Source organism: Conservatibacter flavescens, assembly GCF_002795425.1.
Lineage (GTDB): Bacteria > Pseudomonadota > Gammaproteobacteria > Enterobacterales > Pasteurellaceae > Conservatibacter > Conservatibacter flavescens.
The window spans coordinates 47,900-70,377 of record NZ_PHHA01000003.1; the positions used below are offsets into that span (position 1 = coordinate 47,900).

Genomic DNA, 22,478 nt, shown 5'->3' on the forward strand with positions numbered 1-22,478 from the left:
AAGGAAGAAAGTGCGGTACATTTTCTTCCTTTTTTCTTATATTATTTTAATATTTTCCATGTTCTGAAACCGTAAATAGCAATGATAACAAAACAAATCAACGGTAAGACAAAAGAAAAATTAATCGCTGGAATACCCATCACTTCACCTTGATCGATAATCATACCTTGCAATGACGGCATAAGCGCCCCACCCACGATTGCCATGACTAATCCTGCGGCACCCAGTGTCGATTCTTCTCGTAACCCTTGTAATGCAATGCCATAAATCGTTGGGAACATAAGGGACATAAAACCAGAAGTGAGAATTAAACAATATAAGCCCCAAATTCCATCAATAAAAATAACGCCTAAAATACTCAAGAAGCCCCCTAAGGCAAAAAGTAACAACATCAATTCGGCTTTAAGATATTTCATTAAACTCGTAGCAATAAAACGGCTACAGATAAATAATGCCATCGCAATAATGTTGAAATTTTGTCCCTCCGCTTTTGTAAATCCTAAACGTTCTGCATATTGTACAATAAACGTCCAACACATAATTTGTACACCCACATAAAAAACTTGGGCTATCACACCTTCACGATATTTCGTGTTAGCGACTAAGCGTTTAAATCCTTCGCCAAAGGAAATTTTAGCATTTTCTTCCACTTTCACCGCAGGCATTTTATAAAGCCCTATCACAATCAAAATAACGAGGACAACAACCCCTAAAATCACATAAGGATTACGAATAATTTCAAGATCATGGGTTTTAATCACCGCTTTTTGTGCCGTATCTAAAGTGCTAAAGATGAGGTTGCCCGCCGCATCTCGTTTGTCGGATTCCAAGTTAGCCAAAACCCATTGAGAAGCCACAAACATTCCCGTGATCGAACCTAATGGATTAAAAGACTGTGCAAAATTCAAACGACGTGTTGCCGTTTGCGGATCGCCCATGGCAAGAATATAAGGATTGGCCGTCGTTTCTAAAAACGCTAAACCAAATGTTAAAATATAAAGAGAGAATAAAAAGAAGATAAATTGCTCATAGCTTGCGGCCGGCCAAAATAAAAACGCACCGATGGCATACAACACCAAACCAAACATAATGCCAGCTTTATAACTGTAGCGACTAGCAAAAATTGCTGCAGGAATTGCCATCGTGCCATAACCACCGTAGAATGCAAATTGAATTAAGGCAGCCTCAGATGCCGGAATTTCCATTACCGTTTGGAATACAGCCACCATTGGATTTGTAATATCATTAGCAAATCCCCATAAAGCAAATAAGCTGGTAATTAAGATAAAAGGGATAACATATTTCTTTTCAAGTACTTTTGCGGTCATAGGATATTCCTTCTTAAATGAATTTACACAATGAGTTAAACATCACTATTCTTCGATTCTTAGTCCATAAGATTTAAACTTTTCCAATACAACTTGAATCTCTTCGGAGGATAAAACCGGAATGTCTAAACCTGTGGCAAGTAATTTGAGATACCATGCGGCAAGTACATCTACCTCATGAGCAAGCCACAGGGCTTTATCTAAATTTTCTTCAGCTGCAATTAAGCCATGATGAGCCAGTAAAATCGCTTTTGATGTTTTAATACCGTCATAGACATAATTAGCTAACGTCTGCGAGCCAAAAGTCGCATAGGGGACACAGGGAATATGGTCGGAACCACCGACTGCTATCATATAATGAATCGGCGGGATAGGTTTTCCCAAGATAGCGACCGCAGTACAATTAAGGGCATGATTATGGACAACGGCATTCACATCTTGACGCGCGTTATACACGGCTAAATGAAACTGCCATTCACTTGAAGGCAATTTTCCCGCCTCATGTTTACCTTGTTGATCCACATAAACGATAGCCTCTTCGGTCATACGCTCATAAGGCATTCCTGTTGGCGTGATAAGCATACCGTCCTGGTAGCGTACGCTAACATTCCCTGCAGTTCCCTGATTTAGCCCTAATCTTGTCATTTCAAGACAGGTGTGGATAATTTGACGTGAAAGAGTTGCTCGATTATTCATTTTCTGTTCCTCATCTTGATATTATTGAATAGGTGTGACACCTTTTTTCAAAATAATATTGCCGTATTTCGCTGTTTCGCCTGTAATAACAACAACGTAAGCTTGCTTGGCTCGTTCATAAAAAGCGAAACGCTCTATTCGTGCTAAATTAGGCGCTGCGCCTACAGATTGTTGAATGGCATGAAGGTAGTTTTGCTCAACTTGCTGATCGAGACTGTCTCCATCGACAGCATCCATCATGACTAAGGGTGCATCGACATAACTGTCATACTCAAATAATGGACTTATTGCCGTTAATAATGTGCTCACGGTAATACCATCGGCTCGAATCACATTGTGATGTAGTTGATGTGCGGGAAAATGGGCATCAGCAAGCACAATTTCATCGCCATGTCCCATCTCTGCTAAGTTTTTTAAAAGCTCAGGTGAAATAGCTGGGTGAATACCTTTTAACATAACGCCTCCTTTAATGATGATTAGGATAAATACGATAATATTTTGGTTTCATGGCTTGCTGCGCCTCATCAGGAGAGCCATAAACGCCAACAGCGGCTAATGTACACATTGCTGCACCCAATACCGTACTTTCTGCAACATCAACAATATCAATGGGTAAATTGAGTGTATTGGCACGAATTTGATTCCAAAGCGGATTTTTCGATCCGCCTCCTACGCAAATAATACTTGTCGCCTTGAAATCGCTCACTTGTTGTAACATCTGCAAACCATTTTTTAATTGATTTGCCATATATTCCAATGCGGCACGATAGACTTCACCCCGCGTAGTAGAAACCGAAAGCCCTGTTATCTTGCCTTGACCAATTTGGTGAAAAATACCATCAAAATTAACCGCACTTTGATGGGCATTTTCGCCTTCAGCCATCATTGTGGTGTAATAGGTTTTCGTTCCGAAAACATCAGGGAACAGCAACTTACCGATCCATTCAATCACACCGGAACCTACCCACTGCACCGCTGGCGTGAAATAAGTAGGTTTGATGTCAAATTCTGTTGTTAACCCCTGTGACATAAATTCGAAAGATGGCTTAGCTTGAGCAGTACGAGACATTAAAATCTCCCATGTGCCTGAACTTAAAACAGGCTGATTCAACCCGGCCCCAGATCCAAAAATCGCAAACTGGGTATCATGACCACAGGAAATAACAGGCACAGAATGCAGCCCCAACTGTTTACAAAGTGCGGTCGATAATTCACCTATTTTTTCACCCGTGTTGACCATGCGAGGAAAGTGACTAGGCGTTAAACCCAACTGGGCTAATACCTCTACATCCCAGTTTTCGGTCGCTAATTCAGTCATCATTGAGGTTCCCGCCATCGTGCGATCCGTAGTAAATTCCCCTGTCAAACGTTGAGTTAACATAGAGGAAATAAATACCCATTTATCCATATTGGCAAACACTTCAGGTTGTCGCTCTTTTAGCCACAGCAATTTAAATAATGTATTAAAGCTGTACTGACCGATTCCATTACGCTGATAGAGTTTTTCTACATCAAGATACTGGCTAAGGTTAGCCATAATGGGAATAGTACGGGGACATTTCCATGAAATAATAGGATAAAGCTGTCTGCCTTTATGATCGAAAGGCGCACCATCAACCCCAAAAGTCGTCACAGAAATACCAACAACCTCTGTAAGTTCAGCACGCTGTTTAAGCTGACCTAATGTACGTTCCGCACAATAGAGCAATTTTTGCCAGATTTCCTCAAAATCCCAAACATGGTAATTCGGCTGTTCAGCACCGGTTTGAGTAGCATTGGGCAAATGACAAGAAGCCAAGATTTTGCCCTTTTCATTGATAGCAATAGTACGTAAATTTGTTGCACCACAGTCAAAAATCAGAACAATAGCCATAAAAACTCCCTAAGCGCGGTCTATACAACCGCACTTTTTATCTAAATTGATTAGGAAGCAGGGACGTCCCTACTGATAGGATTTATTTATATAGCGGGCCAAAGTTAGCACAGGCTCGATAATCCTGTCCTTCTTTGTCTTGCCCAAAACTGTTCCAAGCACTTGGGCGAAAAATCTCTTTATCTGTCAAATTATGCATACAGACTGGAATGCGCAACATCGCAGCCAGCGTAATCAAATCCGCGCCCACATGCCCATAAGTCGCCACACAATGATTCGCGCCCCAATTTGCCATAACAGAATATATATCCGTAAAGGTGCCTTTACCCGTAAGGCGTGGCACAAACCACGTACAAGGCCAAGTTTCATTGGTGCGTTTCATCAAGGTTTCATGAACATGTTCTGGTAAATCAATTGACCAACCTTCTGCAATTTGCAATACCGGCCCTAACCCTTTGATAATATTGATACGATGCATAGTAAATGGCATGCCACCTTTTGTCGTAAACTGGGAAGACAGGCCACCTCCACGAAAATATTCCTGTACCGCAGGACACCAACGGGTATGTTCAAGGCAACGCTTACCCTCCTCCTCTGTGACTTCCCACGCGGGCTTGATAGTCGGCTTACCGTTGTTATCTCTATGTTGTCCCGTGCCATCTAAGGCTGCTGAACCTGAATTAATAAGATGAATAAAACCCGACTCAGGGCGAAAACCCGTTGCTTTTTCCACCGCACTTGGACTCCAATAGGTGCGCACATCGGCAAAGATTTGTGCCTGCCCAGTTAATTGATTACCAAACAGCATACACACGCCGTTTAAACTGTCATTTTCCGTTGCTAAAATATAAGGGGAACGAACACCGTTCCAATCATAGGTTGAATTGAGAATAGCCTCCATAAAATCGCCATTCGGCAAATGATCTGTCCATTGGCGCTGCCCCTGAAAACCAGCCGCAATCGCATTGTGTCCTAAAGATTCTTCTATGTAGTTAAGCTCGGCTAATTTGGCATTCCCTACCATTAAATCACGAGTAATCATCGTCATTTTGACTACATCTTCCCAGAGTTTTTCACGTTCTTCAGGCGTGCATGGATGCGATCGATTATTCACATCAATCCCTTCCTGACAATAGCTTTTTACCCAAGACATTGCGAGTTCTACTTCCTGTTCATCGTAAATTTGACGATCTAAACGACGTTTAATCTCAGTCATATCCACATATTCATTGCGCATACCTAGATATTCTTGAAAGAACTGTTGGTCGACAATCGAACCGGCAATCCCCATGGAAACCGAACCAATAGATAAATAAGATTTGCCTCGAATATTCGCAACAGTTAGGCCTGCGCGAGCAAAACGCAGTAACTTTTCCCGAACATCATCAGGGATCGAAATATCATCTGCGTCCTGAACTTCTTCACCATAAATAGCAAACGCGGGTAATCCCATCTGTGAATGCCCCGCTAAAGCCGCCGCCAAATACACCGCGCCTGGACGTTCTGTACCATTAAATCCCCAAATTGCCTTTGGCATATGCGGATCCATATCAATGGTTTCTGAACCATAACACCAACAAGGTGTGACGGTTATGGTTAAACCAACATTACTCAGTTTAAATTTCTCTGCACAGGCGGCTGCTTCCGCGACACCACCAATAGTTGAATCCGCAATAACACATTCAACAAAAGAGCCGTCTGGGTGGCGAATGTGGCTTTCTAATAACCGTGCTACCGATTTCGCCATATTCATTGTTTGAACTTCAAGAGACTCTCTTACTCCCATACGACGACCATCAATGGTCGGACGAATACCAATTTTTACTGACATAGCCATATTCTTCTCCTATAAGTGAAGTTGAAGGGATTGAGAAAAGCTGGATTTATTGTGGTAAAAATAGGTAAGTGAAAAAAGAAATTTTCAGATCTTGTATAAATTTTGAGAACTGAATCACAAAAAACAGGCGGTTTAAAACAAGAATCATGCCCGAAAATAGCATTTCTCACTTAAATTCGGGCATTTCGGTAAAAATATTAAGTAAGGGTTAATAACACATTATGCGCATCACAATAAGTTTGCAATTCTGTACTCGGTTTTTGATTGGTAAACAAAATATCCATTTGATCCAATGTCGCTAGTTTGATCAGATTCTTTTGATTAAATTTTGAATGATCGACAAATAGAAATTTTTGCCCCGACGCATCCATCATTTTACGCTTTACAGAAGCATTAAGTTCATTGGATTCCCAAATATCGCCTTGTTCATCTAGCCCTGTACATGAGAAAATGCCAATATCAATATGCAATCGAAGTAATAACTGCTCAGATAATGGTCCATAAAAAGCATCATACTTACTTGAATAAACGCCCCCAGTCGCGATAGTTGTCACATTGGTTTTGTTTACCAACGCGGTAATATTATGCATTGAATTTGTCACTACCGTGCAAGGAATATCAGGAATCAGATGGGCAAAATGCCAACTACTCGAACTTGCATCTAAACCAATAACTGCCCCTTCAAACACATAGCTGATTGCCGCCTCTGCAATACGGCGTTTTTCATCATAATTGCTACGCTGTCTGCTTTGAAAAGAACTACCAATATCCTTCGTCTTTCGGCTAACCGCACCACCATGAGTGCGATAAAGCAACCCTTGTTTGCTAAGTGAATTTAAATCACGTCGTATGGTTTCAACAGACACTGCAAATTGTTCTGCTAATTGGTTAACATGCATTTTTCCAGCCAAATTCACTGATTGTAAAATAAGATCGGTGCGCTTTTGCATAACTCCCTCACAATTCGGTCAAAACGGTCATTATGATTATAATCCAAATAATATCACTACGCTTGCTCTACCAAATCATTTTATACGGGAATAGGCTAAAAAGTTGAGCAATGAGGAATAACCTATTCCTTAAGCCCAATCACCCCTCCCTAAAGGCCGTTAAATCTATGACTTGATGACAATAATGTTGAATTAAATCATGATCATGACTCACTAAAATCAAAGCGCAGTGAGTTAATCGGCATTGTTCCACCAATAGATCTAAGGTGTCTTTTTGAGTAATAGGATCAAGCCGTGATGTGGCTTCGTCAGCAAACAAAAGTACCGGTTGAAATAGCAAGGCACGCAAAATCGCAACACGCTGTAATTCACCGCCAGAGACATTTTCTGCCGTTCGTTGCAAAATATCAGGATTAAGATTCAACTGTTCAAGCAAATAGGGAATTCGCTGACTATCGAGTTGATGGCGCTTAATCACGTCATTCAGTAAAATGTGTAACGGTACGTTAGGCGCAAAAGCTGCGGGTGGATCTTGGTATAACTTTAATACTTGATGGCGTTGAGGCAAAAAATGCCAAGTAATTTGACCGCACTTTGGCGCAAGTAAACCGCATAAGGCATCGCCTAATGAACTTTTGCCTACGCCACTCTCCCCTACCACGCCCAAAATTTCGCCTTTCTTCAAGGAAAAATTTACACCGCGAAATAAGATGTGTTGCTCACGAGCAAGGGTCAGTTCTTTTACTGTCAGTAAATTCGTATCGGAGTAGCTTATCTTATGTTGTGCTGGCCAGCGTGTAGGAGCGGCTGCAATCAGCGCTTTGGCATAATCCGAATGAGGTCTGCTCAATATTTGTGTGGCCTTTCCCTGCTCTAACAATTTCCCCTGCTTCATCACCATAATGTCGCCCCCCAGTTGTTGCGCAACGTCAATATCATGGGTAATGGTAAGCAATGCCCCACCTTGAGAAGATATTGACTGCAACATTTGAATAACCGCGTGTTTATTGTGAGAGTCCAGCCCTTTTGTTGGTTCATCTGCAATTAAAATATAAGCCCCTCCTGACACGGCCGCGGCAAAAGCCACTCGTTGTGCCATACCGCCCGAAATCTGATGGGGATAATGTTGAGCGAATTGATTTAATCCAAGTGCGGTCAGTTTTTGTTGCGTTTTTTGTTGGGCAATCTGTTTATTTTCACCTGCGACAAAATATAGGCTTTCCCAAATTTGTTTCCCTATTGGCATAGTCGGATCTAAGGAACGATAAGGTTCTTGGGGCAACATTGCCAGCTGTCTCCCCCATTGACACTTCATTTCTCCCTCAATATTTATTTCTCCGGTTGCGGTTAATTCTGGTGCTAAACACCCCATAATACTTTGCGCTAATAAGCTTTTGCCCGACCCTGTTTCGCCTAAAATCGTTAAATTTTGCCCTCGACCAATACTGAAGCTCATCGGCTCAACTAAGCATTCACCCTTGACTGTTTTCACCGTTAAATCGGTGACACGAATTAATTTATCCATTACCTTACTTTCCCCGAAATTAATTGAAAACTGAGTACCAATAAAAAAACAGCGATAATTGGCTGTACCAATATCCAAGGCGCCTCATAGTAATAAGGGAAAAGCTCTGTCATCATCAATCCCAATTCAGGGGTGGGTGGCTGTAAACCCACATTGATAAATCCTAAAGTCGCCAATGCCAAAACGGCATTGCCTGCGGAAAAAGCGCTTAATGTCAAGATAACCGGCGCGAGTTTCGGCAAAAAATGCCGTTTTATACAATAAAATAGCCCCATCCCCATTAATCGCGATGCCTCCACTTCTCGACTTGTCGCCAAGCTTCTGCTTAACAGACGAATTACGCGGAAAAACTCTACCCACATCACTAAAGCAATGCCTAAATACAAGGCTAAAAAGCTATTTGGTGCAATCGCAGCAAAAAGTAACACTAATAACAAGCCGGGTAATGCCATAATAATGTCACAACAAAAACGCAGTAGCGCATCCACTTTGCCACCGGCATAACCCGCCCAAATCCCTAATAATAGCCCCCCAAATAACGCTAAAAAGACAGAGCTTATAATTAAGGAAAAGGAAAGACGAATGGCGGAAGCCAAGCGTGATAACATATCTCGGCCAAAATGATCCGTACCAAACCAATAAAGCGCCGACGGTTTTTGCAATACCTGATTTAAATTCTGAAACCCCGCGTCCATCGGATAAAAATAGGGTTGTAAATAAGCAAAAGCACATAAAAAAATCAGTAAAATCACACCGCTCTTTTGCGATGCGGTCATTAATTTCCACATTATTCTGCCCTCTTGTCCTTGATTCTCGGATCAATCACGGTGCTGATCATATCCACCACCATATTTAACCCAACGAAAATTGTCCCCATGACTAACGCGGTTCCTTGAATCATGGGCACATCTCGAGCAATAACCGCATGCACTAAGGCATGTCCACTACCCGGCCATGCAAACAAACTTTCAACAATAACTACCCCTTCAATCAAATAAATGAGCTGTACCGAATGATAAGCGAGAATAGGAATGGCCACATTACGCAAGCCATGTCGTCGAAAACATTGCCATGCACTCAAGCCTTTTAAGCGCGCAAATTGGTAATAATCTGATTGCATAACCGCCACCATGCTATGCCGACTAATTCGCACAGACACCGCACTCAGACCGAACGCCAAGGTCAATGCGGGTAAAATAAAATGCGCCAAACTGCCATAACCGGCAGCTGGCAACCAGTTTAACTTCACCGCAAACAAGGTCATCAAACCAATTCCGATCACAAAAGTAGGTAATGATCGCAGTAATATGCTGCCTAATAGGGTCATATGGTCAATATAGCCATGAGGTTTTCGCGCAGCAAATAAGCCCAAAGGTGGGCCAAGTAACAGCGAAAAACACAATGCGACAAAGGCAAGGGAAAGGGTATGTCCAAACTGATGTGATATTTCCGCCCAAACCGTGCGCCCAGATACTAAAGAATGCCCTAACTTGAGTTGTAATAAATCCCCAAACCAATGCATATAATGCTGCCATGCTGAGAGATCAAGCTGCAACTCGTCACGTACCGCAGCCGCTGCAAAGCTATCCGTTTGGTCATAACCATAACGACTGGCGGCAATCCGATAGGCCATATCACCCGGTAATACACGGGTCAATATGAAAGTTAAACTGCCCACAGACCAAATCACTAATACAATTTGCCCTAAACGTTTTAATACAATTTTTAACACATCGCCTCTTTTTTATCACTAAAAAATAAGTTGAGGAGAAATTTATCATAAATGAGAACAGATTGCATTTATTATTTTTCAATAAAAAATAAGTAGTAATATTTCATGCCGTTTATCCATCGTCATTAAACTGTCATAAATATTTGACAGAATAAAATCGCGATTCATTTTTTAACTTAAACACAAGGAAGAAAATATGCTATTTAAAATTAAAGCCCTTTCATTAAGCCTATTAACCGCATTTTCTATTCCCGCCGCCTTTGCCAATAACACACATTATTTTAATCGTTCGGCAAGCTTTTTAGTTTGTTCCCAGCTAGACAAAAATTGTCATACTGACATAGAAACCTCCGCAGAAATTCTGTATGCAGATAAATCAGGGAAAACCCTTGTTTATACTGACAGCCCCGCCAAACAAATTGGCTTTGTGGATATCACAAACCTACACGAGCCACAAGGAAAAAAGGTCGTTAAGATCAATGGCGAACCCACATCTGTTGCCATTAAAGATCGTTTCGCTTTAGTCGGTGTCAACACTTCAAAAGATTATGTCAATACCAGTGGCGAATTACAGATATACCATTTAGACAGTTTTGAACTTGTTGCAAGCTTAGACTTAGGAGGGCAACCGGATTCCGTCGCGATTAGCCCTGATGGTCAGTTTGCAGCTATTGCCATTGAAAATGAGCGTGATGAAGATAAAAATAAAGGCGCACTTCCACAAATGCCAGCGGGCTATTTGATGATTGTTGATACTCAAAGTGACAATCCAAAAGACTGGACCTTACGTAAAGTTGCGCTAACGGGCTTAAGTGGAATATCCCCAGAAGATCCTGAACCGGAATATGTGTCCATCAACGAAAATAATGTTGCAGCCGTCACCTTACAAGAGAACAACGCTATCGCATTAATTGACTTAGCCAAAGGTGAGGTACTCAATCATTTTTCAGCGGGCGAGGTTAATTTAACCCAAATTGATGCTTCCGAAAAAAAACCATTAAAAATTCAATTAAACGATAAACTAGACAAGATTCCTCGCGAACCCGATGGCGTGGTTTGGCTAGACACAGAACATTTCGCAACAGCCAATGAAGGCGATTGGAAAGGGGGAAGTCGTGGATTTAGTATTTTTAATACTCAAGGTAAGGTGATTTGGGACTCTGGCAATGCATTAGAACATTTAGCGGTAAAATTCGGCCATTATCCTGAAAAACGCTCTGAAAATAAGGGAAATGAACCTGAAAATATTGCGTTTGGCATATTTGGTGATGAGAAATTACTCTTTATTAATTCCGAACGTGCAAGCTTAGTTTTCGTCTACAATGTTAACGATCCAACCAATCCACAATTTAAACAAGCTTTACCAACTGGCGTTGCGCCTGAGGGGGCGTTTGTCATTCCTGAGCGTAACGCCTTAGTGGTTGCGGCAGAAGCTGATTCACGGGAAGATCAGATCCGTTCAACCATTTCAATTTATGAATATCACAATCAAGCGCCCAATTATCCAACCTTACAATCTGTTGAAGACTCAGGGTTGCCAATTGCTTGGGGGGCATTATCGGGTCTTGCTGCCGATAAAAAAGAAGCCAATATACTCTATAGCATTGAAGACAGCTTTTACGGACACAACCGCATTTTTGTTATTGATGTCGCGAGCAAACCCGCACAAATTATTCACACAATTTCCATTAAAGATACACAAGGCTTATTAAGTAAAACCTTCCCTGAACAGAAAAAATTAGTCAATGAAGATCGCAGTGTGAATATTGATCCGGAAGGTATCGCCACCGATAACGACGGCAATTTGTGGATCGCTTCGGAAGGTGCCGGTACAGTGGGCGATAAAAAACGTCCTGTAAGCACGCATAACTTCCTGCTAAAACTGAACAAAGCCGGAGAGATTTTACAGGTTATCACTTTGCCAGAAACCGTTAATAATATGCAGGTTCGCTTTGGCTTTGAAGGTGTCGCCGTTGAGAACAATAAAGTTTATGTCGCATTTCAAGCCCCATGGGGAGATGAAAAACATCCACGTTTAGGTATCTATGATTTAGGAAAACAAGATTGGGAATTTGTATATTATCCCTTAGATCCGGTAGAGTCCCAAGCTGGTGGTTGGGTTGGTGTGTCGGATTTAAGCCCACAAGGGAATGGTATTTTTTGGGTACTTGAACGCGATAACCGAGCTGGCCCTGATGCGGCGATTAAGCGTATTTATGAAATCAATTTATCTGAATTCAAGCCAAATTCTGTGCTGACTAAAAAATTAGTGCGTGATTTAATGCCTGATTTAGCAAAAGCAAACGGTTTAATTCCAGAAAAAATAGAAGGGCTCACCACTACTCAAGATGGCCGTGTATTTATCGTGAATGATAATGACGGTGTTGACGATAACAATGGTGAAACACAACTTATTGAAATCATGAAAAAATAATTATTTTCCACCGCACTTTGTCGCCAAACTCACGAGAAAGTGCGGTGTTTTTTTCTTATTTTTTCATCTGAAATTTTTGTTCTTTATACAAATAACTACCTAATAAAGCATGTGCTAAGGCTTCTTTTTTGAGGCTTTCAGGTAAGTTTTTGGGTGTGAGTTGGTGTGTTTTTATATCATACTCATAGCCCTGAATATCGGTTTTAGGTTGTAAAAGTACTACATCATTACCTTTCATCATGGCTTGAGTTTGATCAAATTGCATAAAAGCGCGGTTGGGATCGTGGTCTTTTTTTGTCAAATCATAGCCAATCATCGGATAGTCACCACTGATTCCAGCCAACGAAAGTAACGTGGTCGGCATATCAATCTGACTGACTAAACGATGATCGCGATAGGGCTCAATACCTTCACCGATCAATAATGCCGGAATATGGAAATGCTGAATAGGTATGAGACTGCTCCCATGCACACGCGCATCATGATCCGCAATAACTAAAAAAATCGTATCCTGCCAATAGTGACTTTGTTGTGCCAATTTGAAAAAATGGCCTAAAGCATAATCTGCATATTTGATCGCATTATTCACCGTTGCCTTTGGCTGTTCCACTAGTTCAATTTTGCCTTCTGGAAATTCAAAGGGATCGTGATTGCTTGAAGTAAAAACTAAGCTGAAAAAAGGCTTACCCTGTTGATGTAATGCACTAAACGTCTCATTCGCTTTATTAAACAGGTCTTCATCACTTACCCCCCAAGTGCCTTTAAATTGGGGATTGTCATAATCTTCCTGGTCAATAATCTTTTCAAATCCATTGCCATAAAAGAAACTCGCCATATCATCAAAATGCTTTTCTCCCCCATAAATAAAGGAGGTCGCATAACCTTGCTGTTTGAGTAATTCTGCTATGCTAAAAAAATGGTTTTGGCTTTTGGCGAGTTTAACTGTGGAACGAGCTGGGGTTGGGGTAAAACCTGCAACGACCGCTTCAATACCCCGCACAGAGCGTGTACCTGTTGCATATAAATTTTCAAATAACCAACCACGTGTTGCCAAACGATCAAACTCTGGCGTTAAATTTTTTCCTCCTAGTGTGCCAACAAATTGCGCCCCAAAACTTTCTTCTAAAATAATCACAATATTTTTAGGCTTGCCCAAATAACTGGCCTGATTTTTACTTAATGTTGGATATTGCTCTGAAATATAGTCTACTTGCGGCCGATTTGCTTTTACAATAGACAGCATTTCCTCTACAGGCATACTGCCATAGACCTGCGAAGAAATATCCTCATTTTTTAATTGATTAACCGCATATAAAACAGAATAACCGGAATTAAGCACCAAAGCATTCACTAAGTTATCTGAAGAAAATGCCACTTTAGCTGGGTTAATTCCTCGATGTTCAAAACTAGAACGAGCGCCCATAATAGTCACTGCAATCACGAATATCGCCAATACTGGACGCCATTGCCATTTGGGCATGTGAATATTTCGGACAGCCCAACCGGATAAGCGCCAATAAATAGCCGCGATTATCACCGTTAATACCACACTCAGTCCCGTAGCCAAGAAGTGTCCCTTGACTAACATGGTAAAGACCTCTTGAGGATAAAGTAAATATTCAATAAATAAACGATTAGGACGGAAATCATAAGTTGCAATAAAAGCAGGTGTTGCAAGCTCCATAAACGCAAGAAAGGTACTAAAGACAGTTAACCAAAGACGCAAGGCCATCTCCCAAACAGACTTGCCTGTATTTTTCCACCATAATAAGACACTCAGTAAAGCAGGTATCCCGAATAACCAGCACAGTATCACAATGTCAATACGTATTCCTTGTATCAGTAAAGGGAGCCAACCTTGAACAGCCTCAACACGTTCAAATTGCCACATGCCAAGAGCCAAGCGAGAAAAAGAAAGTAAAAGTAAATTTAGACCGACAAAGAAAAAAGTCGGAAATAAAATAGTATGATTTTTTGACATAAAAAACCTTAAATTTATTATTGTTTTCAGTATGCCAATAGACTACAAAAGAATAAATTAGTTCTTTACTCAATTGTAAAGTTTCAAGACGAGATTTCAGGCAGACAAAAAGCCATGTTAAAATAAAATTGGAAATTGTTACACTGAGATTTGCCATGCAAGATTATTACTACCTCAAAATGGAAGAACATTTTTTATATGTTCCCTACTATGATCATATGCGCCGTATCCGCGTATTACTTCCTAAAAACTATTATCAAGATACTTGGCAACATTACCCGGTACTCTATATGCATGACGGACAAAATGTCTTTTATAGCAAAGAATCTTATTCGGGTTATTCATGGAAAATCATTCCAACCATCAAACGCCACAAAGAATTTCCTAAATTAATTATTGTGGGCATTGATAATGCAGCAGAAAATCGTCTTGATGAATATGGCCCTTGGTTAACCGACACTGGCGCAAATGATTTTGCACAAGCCGGTGGTATGGGAATGGAATATGGGCAATGGGTAGTTGATAGTGTCAAACCTTTCATTGATCAACATTACCGCACCCAACCCCAACGCGAGCATACCCTGTTAGCCGGCAGCTCAATGGGGGGGATTATTACCGCTTATATGGGCGCGCGTTATCCTGAAACGTTCGGGCATTTGGGCGTATTTTCTTTAGCTTCGTGGTTTAGTGAGCCTGCGTTTATGCACTTTGTACATCAACATCGTTTAAATACCAACAGCCGTGTGTTTATTCAAGTTGGCACAAAGGAAGGGGATGATGTTGACTCTCATTTTATTTCTAACATGAATCAAGCCTATATAGATTGCACCTTACACTATTATCAAGCATTACTGCGTACAGGCCACCCACTCGATAACATCCGCCTAAAAATCATGGCAAATGAAATCCATCACGAAAAACATTGGGCAGATCATTTTGTGGAGTTTTTACGTTTTTCCTTGATGAAATAAACCAAAAATTTTGAGCCGCAATGCGGCTCAATGTTAAGCAACCGAGTACAATTATCCTACTCGGTTTATTATTCACGTCTATATTAAATAATTCCTTGTTCCTCTAACTTACTGAGGAAATAAGGCATTTGATCACGCCACAACGGCCAATCATGCGCCATATCCAATCCCCAATAATCGAACCAACCTGCGATATTTTTGGCGTAAAATGCATCTTGTAAGCGGCGAGTATCTTCCACATGTTGTTCTTCCCATGCGCCTTGTCCAACCGCCACAATATAATGATTCTGACGATAGCGATCTAAATACCAACTATCATGCTGATTCCATAAATAATCAATAGGAGAGTTAAAATACACCGCCTGATCACCATGAAATTCATGTGTAAAGAAACGGGCATCATATACCCCACTTAAGGCAATTGCGGTGTCAAATAAATCTGGATGGCGCAAAGCAAAGTTAATAGTATGAAACGCTCCCATACTACACCCCGTCGCGATCATTGCCTCACCCCATTGAGATTCATGGCGAATAAGCGGCACAAATTCATGAATAATATAGCGATCATAAGCATTGTGTGCTTGTGCCATATCATGACCTGATTTATAGGTTGCTAACCACGATTCGCTATCAAAAGAATCTGGAGTATAGAACTTAACCAGCCCACGCTCAATAAAAGAGCGACAAGCTTCAATCATACCAAAGTTGCCATATTCATTTTGGTTTCCACCAGAAGAGGGAAATACAATAACCGGTTTCCCTGCGTGTCCGTATACATTAAAGTGCATTTCACGCCCTAACTCACCGCTCCAATGACTTCTTTTTTCAAAATGCATAATAAAATCCCCTAGTATTTCTCTTGAGCAAAACTGACTATTTCGCGTAATTGTTCCATTGTCTCCGTGCGCACTAAAATCCCATGCTCACCCATAATTTTTGCAAATACCCCTGGAACGGTCTGTACACTAATAATATTTTGTGGAAATTTCTGACATACTGCGTCAATACTATTCACATAATTTTGATTTGCTTTACGGGAAATATAAACCACATTCCAAGGGTATGTGATCTCGGTGTAGAATTTATTTTCTCGCACAATATTGGCATATTCTTTAAATACATCAAAATCATTCGCATAATTCCACATATCAATAGTCAATCCACCTGGCGGGCGACAATTAATTTCCAGTGGTAAAATATCACCTGTTTTTTTCGTGCGGAAAAATTCAAAATGGAAGAAACGTTCACGAATCCCAAAAGCATCCACACATTTCTTACCTAATTCAACCAATTTTGGCGAAATATCCCTTGGCACATAATAGAACATATCCCCATCGCGAGATACCGTATCAAGCACCGCTTCAGAGTATTCCAAGCCCGCATAAAATACGATGTTGCCATCATGATCGGTTAAGCCATCAAAGGTGACAATATCCCCATCAATAAACTCTTCCATAATATATTCAACATGGGCATTTTTATAACCGAAAAAATCTTCTAATTCTTGGGCAGATTTTATTTTATAAGTATCACTCGCACCAACCCCCGAATTTGGCTTAATAATAACAGGGAATTTCAACTGTTTTGCCAATTTACGAGCATCATCTTCATCACTAAACACACGTCCCTGCGCCACTTTTAGCCCAATTTTACGGAAAACTTCTTTCATTTGCGCTTTGGTCTTAATAGATAGCATATCTGCATTTTTATAACCAAATACATTAAAATCTGTACGTAATTTAGCATCTAATTCTAACCAATACTCATTGTGGGATTCAATGCGATCGATACGACCATATTTATGTGCAAAATAAGCAACCGCACGATAAACTTGATCGTAATCTTCCATATTATCCACACGATAATATTCTGTCAGATGACGACGTAAATTTTCACTTAATGATTCATATGGTGCATCCGCAATCCCTAACGTATTTATCCCGTTTTCACGCAAACGCACGGCAAAGGTTTCAAAGTTAGTGGGGAAATGCGGGGAGATCATTACAAAATTCAATGGTCTAGACATAAAGTAATCCTATCAAAAATTGAGGTAAACCTTTGCATTATACAAGGTTAGCGCCTAATTAATAGTCAAAATTCATTAAATAAGCAAAAACACCAAAAACTTTCGCCAAAACCACCGCACTTTATTGGATTCATGAGGGAAATTTTTAAAGGAAAAGTGTATATAAAACTAATTGAATTTATAGTTCAACTTTGTGTAATTAATGTGATAGGATTATGCTACTTAATTAACCGAAAAGGAAGGAAACTATGTCACAACTTGATTCATTACGCAATATGACCGTTGTTGTTGCAGATACAGGCGATATTGAAGCAATCAAAAAATATCAACCACAAGATGCAACCACTAACCCATCATTAATTTTAAGTGCTTCACAATTACCACAATATGTATCATTAATTGATGATGCGGTTGCTTATGCAAAATCAAAAAGTGCGGATAAAAATCAACAACTTATTGATGCTGAAGATAAATTAGCGGTCAATATTGGTTTAGAAATCTTAAAAATTGTACCAGGACGCATTTCTACCGAAGTAGATGCTCGCCTTTCTTACGACACTCAAGCAACTGTAGAAAAAGCGCGTAAACTCATCGCACTTTATAATGAAGCGGGTATCAGCAATGATCGCATTTTGATTAAAATTGCCTCTACATGGCAAGGTATTCGCGCAGCAGAAATTTTAGAAAAAGAAGGCATTAACTGTAACTTAACGTTATTATTCTCTGAAGCACAAGCGCGTGCGTGTGCTGAAGCTGGCGTTTATTTGATTTCTCCATTTGTGGGCCGTATTTTAGATTGGTACAAAGCCAATACTGACAAAAAAGACTACGCTCCGGAAGAAGATCCAGGTGTGGTTTCTGTCACCAAAATCTACAATTACTACAAACAATATGGCTATGAAACCGTTGTAATGGGCGCGAGCTTCCGTAATGTCGGTGAAATTATTGAACTCGCTGGTTGCGATCGTTTAACCATTGCCCCTGCGTTATTAAAAGAATTACAAGAAAATAGTGGCGAATTAGTACGCAAATTAAACTATACTGGTAAGGTTGAGCCTCGTCCAACACCGATGACCGAAGCGGAATTCTATTGGGAACATAATTTAGATGCGATGGCAGTAGATAAACTTGCTGATGGTATTCGTAAATTTGCTGCAGATATTGAAAAATTAGAAGCGATGCTAGCAGAGAAATTATAATTCAATCTACAATCTAATAGACGAATAATGAGCCCTCATTTGAGGGCTCATTTATTATTCAAATTATTTGTATTCTACAACCACATCAGATTCTGCAATAGTATCTCCATAAATAGGCTGTAATGTTTTTTCATAGGCTGCTTTTAATACCCCTTCTTTGCCCAATTTTTCAATTTCAGCATTTAACCAATCTAATAATTCCGTATCACCTTTTTTTACCGCTGCGGCGATAAAATCTTGATCACCCAAATTCTTCACCCCAACAGTGAAACCTGGATTTTCTTTTGCCCATGCAAATAATAGCGTATTATCATGAGAAAGCGCATCACCACGCCCATCACGTAAGGCTTCAAACGTTTCTGTATTTTGCTCAAACTTCAATGTCTTGATATTTGGGTGATTTTTAGTGAAGTAGGTATCTGCTGTTGTCCCTTTATTTAGCAATAATGTTTTTCCTTCAAGCTGTGCCACATCAGTAATCACATTGCCATCTTTCGATACAATGCCTAATGCAACTTTCATATAAGGTTTCGCAAAATCAACAACTTCTTGACGAGCAGGCGTGACTGTAAAGTTTGCAAGAATAATATCCACCTTATTCGAGGTTAAATATTCTACACGGTTTGCCGCCTCCACTAACACAAACTCCACTTTATTTTCATCACCTAATAAATCTTTGGTAATTGCTTTTGCAATTTCCACATCAAATCCCTGATTTTTCCCATCTTTGTCTATATAGCCAAAAGGCGGCTTATCGCTAAATACACCAATGCGTACCTTGCCTGCCTGCTTTAATTGTTCAATAGTGGAAGGGGTTTTCGTATCAGATGGGCTTGTATTGCTTGTCGAATTATCCCCACAAGCGGCTAAAGTCATAGCCAATAAACCTGATGCTAAAAGTGCGGTCGTTTTTTTAAATATTTTCTTCATAATTAGTTCCTCTTGGTTCATAGTTTAAAATGTTTAAAAATGTTTTTGCACGTTCCGTATTTGGATTAGTGAAAAACTGTTCAGGGGTAGAGTGCTCTATAATTTCCCCTTTATCCATAAAGATAATTCGGTTGGCAACTTGTTTAGCAAAAGACATCTCATGGGTCACAATTAACATGGTCATGCCGTCTTTGGCTAATCCTAAAATGACATCTAATACTTCCCTAACCATTTCAGGATCTAACGCAGCCGTCACCTCATCAAATAACATAATATCGGGATTCATACAGAGTGAACGCACAATGGCAATACGTTGTTTTTGCCCACCGGATAATTCTCGCGGATAAGCATTTTTACGTTCGAATAAACCCACCCGCTTTAATAATTTATCGGCTTGCGCTTCTGCCTCTTCCCGTTTACGTTTTTGTACTTTTAAAGGGCCAAGCAAAATATTATCAATCACCGATAAATGGGCAAAAAGCTCATAACTTTGAAAGACCATGCCAATGTGTTGACGTGCTTTCACCCAAGAAAGGTCTCGCCCTAATTCCCCATAATTTTCTAGTAATAATTGACCGCTCTTTATCTCTTCTAGACCGTTTAAACAGCGTAAAAACGTGCTTTTTCCACAACCTGAAGGGCCTAAAATAACGACAACTTCACCTTTCTCTACAGATAAATTAATCCCTTTTAGTGCTTCTACATCACCGTAATATTTCACCAAATTTTTAACGTCTAACAATGCCATAACGAATCTCTTAATTAGTTTTCCCAACGTTGTTCCAACTTACGTGCAGCCAGAGAGAGTGGGTAACAAATAATAAAATACAAAACAAAAATGACACCATAAATCCACAATGCCGCTGAGGGCTCAGTAAACAACGATGTCTCAATAATTTGTTGACCGATTTTAATCACTTCTAATACCCCAATTAACATCGCTAAAGAGCTTGTTTTGATCATACGCGTGAATAAATTAATTGCGCCTGGTGTTACGCGTTTTAAGCTTTGTGGGAGTAAAATATAAACAAACGTTTGTAAACGGGTTAAACCTAAGGCATATGCAGATTCAACTTGGTGTTTTTCAATAGAGGTTAGCGCCCCTCTGACTAAATCGCCCATTTCAGCGGTTCCCCAAAATACAAACACCATAATACATACCACTACACCACTTAGATGTAGATTTAACCATTTTGCCATTCCAAAATACGTGATAAAAAGCAGCACCAACAATGGAATAATCCGCACGACTTCTAGGTAGAAACGGCAAACTGCTTGTATCAATATATTTTTACTGGTCATGATCATGCCTAAAATCACACCCAAAATACCGGCAAAAAACACGGAAATAAACGCGATCTCAGCCGTGACCAACAAGCCACCCAATAAACGCTCAAAATTATTGCCTTCAAATAAAATCGTTAGCCCCATGCTTATTCTCCAAATTTGGCCAAACGCGTTCGATGTTCTAAATAACGGATAAAAACCGATATAGGTAACAAAATAATTAAATAGCACACGACCAATAGAAATAATGCTTCATTAGTTTTGTAATCCATGCCAATAATTTCTTTTGCCATAAACATCAACTCCGCGACCGCAATAGCACTAACAATAGATGTTTCTTTCATTAAAAATAAGCAGTTTGCCCCAATAGCAGGCGTCGCAATAGAAAAAGCTTGTGGAAAAATGACGTAGCGAAATGCTTGAAATGGTGTTAAGCCAATGCTTAGTGCCGATTCTATTTGCCCTTTACTTACCGCTTCTAATCCTCCACGAATGGCTTCTGCCATATAACTCCCACCGAGAAAAGCCAGTCCAATCACCCCACAAGTAAAACCATCTAATTTAATCCCGATTTTGGATAGGCCGAAATATAGGAAAAAAATTTGAATAAGTAGTGGTGTATTACGGGAAATTTCAATGTATACGTTAGCTAAAAAGCTGAGTCCTCGTACTTTATAAGTGGTTGCGATTGCACACACCACCCCAATTATCAAGGAAAATACGATTCCCCATACAGCCAAATGTAACGTAATGATCGTTGCATCAACAAAACGTGGAAATACCGACCAAATATATTGCCAATTCATTGAATCTCTCTAAATTTTTTATTTAGCGTAAAGTATCACACTGTTTTTTATAATTTTAAAATAACAAATTAATATTTTTTATGCTGATTTATTATAAATATACAATATACCAATTAAGAGTTAAAAAAACTTGACGTAAAAAATAAAAAGTATAATATTTGGGCGATTTATTTTGTTAAGTAAAATAAACAGGTAAATGGCTATTAGCCATGTGATAAAATATTATTATCGGAAGGAGTTCCCATGTCAGGGTTATTTACACAAACAGATCCAAGTCGCCGTCGTTATGGTTTAGCGGTATTTATTGGTATTATCGCAGGAATTATCTCTGCTTTCGTAAAATGGGGCGCAGAACACCCATTTCCACCACGCAGTCCTATTGATTTTTTCCAAGCGGCTTGTCCACAGCCCGTATTAGATGCAATTAATGCAGGTACCACTACAATTCAAGCTTCTCTTGATGTGTGTTCACGTGCGTTCTTAAATCCTCCACACGTTTTCTTACGTGATTATATCGGTATTGACCCAACAGAAGCGGCATTTACCTTTGCTGATCATGCCTTTAACTGGATTGGTGTGACCCACATGATCTTCTCACTTGTTTTCGCAATTGGTTATTGTGTTGTGGCAGAACGTTTCCCGAAAATTAAATTCTGGCAAGGTATTGGTGCAGGGATCATTGCAAACATCTGTGTACACTATATTTCTTTCCCGTTATTAGGTTTAGTGCCACCGGTTTCAGAATGGCCTGCTTATGAGCATATCTCTGAATTAGTTGGCCATATTTTCTGGTTCTGGACCATTGAGGTTATTCGTCGTGATTTACGTAACCGTATTACCCATGAACCTGATGCAGAAGTACCATTAACTGCACCTCATCGTTAATTATTCATTGGGCGGAGA

20 protein-coding genes are annotated in these 22,478 nt (G+C 40.0%); 4 read left to right on the plus strand and 16 right to left on the minus strand.

The window, feature by feature from the left end; all coding sequences use genetic code 11:
* Nucleotides 1-41 precede the first annotated feature (41 nt).
* The 9 genes from fucP to CVP05_RS02215 all read right to left on the minus strand — a co-directional run bounded on the left by fucP (nucleotide 42) and on the right by CVP05_RS02215 (nucleotide 9,941).
* Nucleotides 42-1,328: an L-fucose:H+ symporter permease gene (gene fucP, locus CVP05_RS02175; protein WP_100287928.1), complete on the minus strand. Its 1,287-nt coding sequence runs from the start codon at nucleotides 1,326-1,328 to the stop codon at nucleotides 42-44.
* A gap of 45 nt (nucleotides 1,329-1,373) precedes the next feature.
* The gene (fucA, locus tag CVP05_RS02180; RefSeq protein WP_100287929.1) at nucleotides 1,374-2,024 is read right to left on the minus strand and encodes an L-fuculose-phosphate aldolase; all 651 of its coding nucleotides are present in this window, start codon (nucleotides 2,022-2,024) and stop codon (nucleotides 1,374-1,376) included.
* A 21-nt stretch (nucleotides 2,025-2,045) separates the two neighbouring features.
* A complete protein-coding gene (gene fucU / locus CVP05_RS02185) occupies nucleotides 2,046-2,480 on the minus strand; it encodes an L-fucose mutarotase (RefSeq protein ID WP_100287930.1) in 435 nt (144 codons plus the stop codon).
* A 10-nt stretch (nucleotides 2,481-2,490) separates the two neighbouring features.
* Nucleotides 2,491-3,897 carry an L-fuculokinase gene (gene fucK / locus CVP05_RS02190; protein WP_100287931.1) on the minus strand — a complete coding sequence of 469 codons (1,407 nt, stop codon included), beginning with the start codon at nucleotides 3,895-3,897 and terminating at the stop codon, nucleotides 2,491-2,493.
* Nucleotides 3,898-3,979: 82 nt separating this feature from the next.
* On the minus strand, nucleotides 3,980-5,734 hold the full coding sequence (gene fucI / locus CVP05_RS02195) for an L-fucose isomerase (RefSeq protein ID WP_100287932.1): 1,755 nt from the start codon (nucleotides 5,732-5,734) through the stop codon (nucleotides 3,980-3,982).
* Nucleotides 5,735-5,931: 197 nt separating this feature from the next.
* Complete coding sequence (locus CVP05_RS02200; RefSeq protein WP_100287933.1) at nucleotides 5,932-6,684, minus strand: DeoR/GlpR family DNA-binding transcription regulator; 753 nt, start codon at nucleotides 6,682-6,684, stop codon at nucleotides 5,932-5,934.
* A 139-nt stretch (nucleotides 6,685-6,823) separates the two neighbouring features.
* The gene (locus CVP05_RS02205; protein ID WP_100287934.1) at nucleotides 6,824-8,209 is read right to left on the minus strand and encodes an ABC transporter ATP-binding protein; all 1,386 of its coding nucleotides are present in this window, start codon (nucleotides 8,207-8,209) and stop codon (nucleotides 6,824-6,826) included.
* On the minus strand, nucleotides 8,209-8,997 hold the full coding sequence (locus CVP05_RS02210) for an ABC transporter permease (protein WP_100287935.1): 789 nt from the start codon (nucleotides 8,995-8,997) through the stop codon (nucleotides 8,209-8,211). The genes CVP05_RS02205 and CVP05_RS02210 overlap by 1 nt, the downstream gene beginning before the upstream one ends.
* Nucleotides 8,997-9,941, minus strand: a complete 945-nt coding sequence (locus CVP05_RS02215) for an ABC transporter permease (RefSeq protein ID WP_100287936.1) — start codon at nucleotides 9,939-9,941, stop codon at nucleotides 8,997-8,999. The genes CVP05_RS02210 and CVP05_RS02215 overlap by 1 nt, the downstream gene beginning before the upstream one ends.
* 196 nt (nucleotides 9,942-10,137) lie before the next feature.
* Here CVP05_RS02215 and CVP05_RS02220 point away from each other — a divergent pair, with 196 nt between their 5' ends.
* Nucleotides 10,138-12,375: an esterase-like activity of phytase family protein gene (locus tag CVP05_RS02220; protein ID WP_100287937.1), complete on the plus strand. Its 2,238-nt coding sequence runs from the start codon at nucleotides 10,138-10,140 to the stop codon at nucleotides 12,373-12,375.
* A 55-nt stretch (nucleotides 12,376-12,430) separates the two neighbouring features.
* Here CVP05_RS02220 and CVP05_RS02225 read toward each other — a convergent pair whose 3' ends face one another.
* A complete protein-coding gene (locus tag CVP05_RS02225; protein ID WP_100287938.1) occupies nucleotides 12,431-14,356 on the minus strand; it encodes an LTA synthase family protein in 1,926 nt (641 codons plus the stop codon).
* Between the two features lie 155 nt (nucleotides 14,357-14,511).
* On the opposite strand from CVP05_RS02225, the gene CVP05_RS02230 reads away from it, so the two are divergent.
* Nucleotides 14,512-15,327: an alpha/beta hydrolase gene (locus tag CVP05_RS02230; RefSeq protein ID WP_100287939.1), complete on the plus strand. Its 816-nt coding sequence runs from the start codon at nucleotides 14,512-14,514 to the stop codon at nucleotides 15,325-15,327.
* Between the two features lie 83 nt (nucleotides 15,328-15,410).
* Here CVP05_RS02230 and CVP05_RS02235 read toward each other — a convergent pair whose 3' ends face one another.
* Both CVP05_RS02235 and CVP05_RS02240 read right to left on the minus strand, forming a co-directional pair.
* Nucleotides 15,411-16,163, minus strand: a complete 753-nt coding sequence (locus CVP05_RS02235) for an esterase family protein (protein ID WP_100287940.1) — start codon at nucleotides 16,161-16,163, stop codon at nucleotides 15,411-15,413.
* An 11-nt stretch (nucleotides 16,164-16,174) separates the two neighbouring features.
* Nucleotides 16,175-17,353 carry an ATP-grasp domain-containing protein gene (locus CVP05_RS02240; RefSeq protein ID WP_100287941.1) on the minus strand — a complete coding sequence of 393 codons (1,179 nt, stop codon included), beginning with the start codon at nucleotides 17,351-17,353 and terminating at the stop codon, nucleotides 16,175-16,177.
* Between the two features lie 248 nt (nucleotides 17,354-17,601).
* Here CVP05_RS02240 and tal point away from each other — a divergent pair, with 248 nt between their 5' ends.
* Nucleotides 17,602-18,552 carry a transaldolase gene (gene tal / locus CVP05_RS02245; RefSeq protein ID WP_100287942.1) on the plus strand — a complete coding sequence of 317 codons (951 nt, stop codon included), beginning with the start codon at nucleotides 17,602-17,604 and terminating at the stop codon, nucleotides 18,550-18,552.
* A gap of 63 nt (nucleotides 18,553-18,615) precedes the next feature.
* Here the strand turns inward: tal and CVP05_RS02250 are convergent, their stop codons facing one another.
* Genes CVP05_RS02250 through CVP05_RS02265 form a run of 4 tightly spaced genes read right to left on the minus strand, consistent with a single transcriptional unit; the run spans nucleotide 18,616 to nucleotide 21,575 of the window.
* The gene (locus CVP05_RS02250; RefSeq protein WP_100287943.1) at nucleotides 18,616-19,482 is read right to left on the minus strand and encodes a cysteine ABC transporter substrate-binding protein; all 867 of its coding nucleotides are present in this window, start codon (nucleotides 19,480-19,482) and stop codon (nucleotides 18,616-18,618) included.
* A complete protein-coding gene (locus CVP05_RS02255) occupies nucleotides 19,466-20,230 on the minus strand; it encodes an amino acid ABC transporter ATP-binding protein (RefSeq protein WP_100287944.1) in 765 nt (254 codons plus the stop codon). The genes CVP05_RS02250 and CVP05_RS02255 overlap by 17 nt, the downstream gene beginning before the upstream one ends.
* A gap of 14 nt (nucleotides 20,231-20,244) precedes the next feature.
* Nucleotides 20,245-20,913, minus strand: a complete 669-nt coding sequence (locus tag CVP05_RS02260) for an amino acid ABC transporter permease (RefSeq protein ID WP_100287945.1) — start codon at nucleotides 20,911-20,913, stop codon at nucleotides 20,245-20,247.
* A 2-nt stretch (nucleotides 20,914-20,915) separates the two neighbouring features.
* On the minus strand, nucleotides 20,916-21,575 hold the full coding sequence (locus tag CVP05_RS02265; RefSeq protein ID WP_100287946.1) for an amino acid ABC transporter permease: 660 nt from the start codon (nucleotides 21,573-21,575) through the stop codon (nucleotides 20,916-20,918).
* A gap of 243 nt (nucleotides 21,576-21,818) precedes the next feature.
* Between CVP05_RS02265 and CVP05_RS02270 the strand changes: the two genes are divergently transcribed.
* Nucleotides 21,819-22,460: a YagU family protein gene (locus CVP05_RS02270; RefSeq protein WP_100287947.1), complete on the plus strand. Its 642-nt coding sequence runs from the start codon at nucleotides 21,819-21,821 to the stop codon at nucleotides 22,458-22,460.
* Nucleotides 22,461-22,478: the final 18 nt, after the last annotated feature.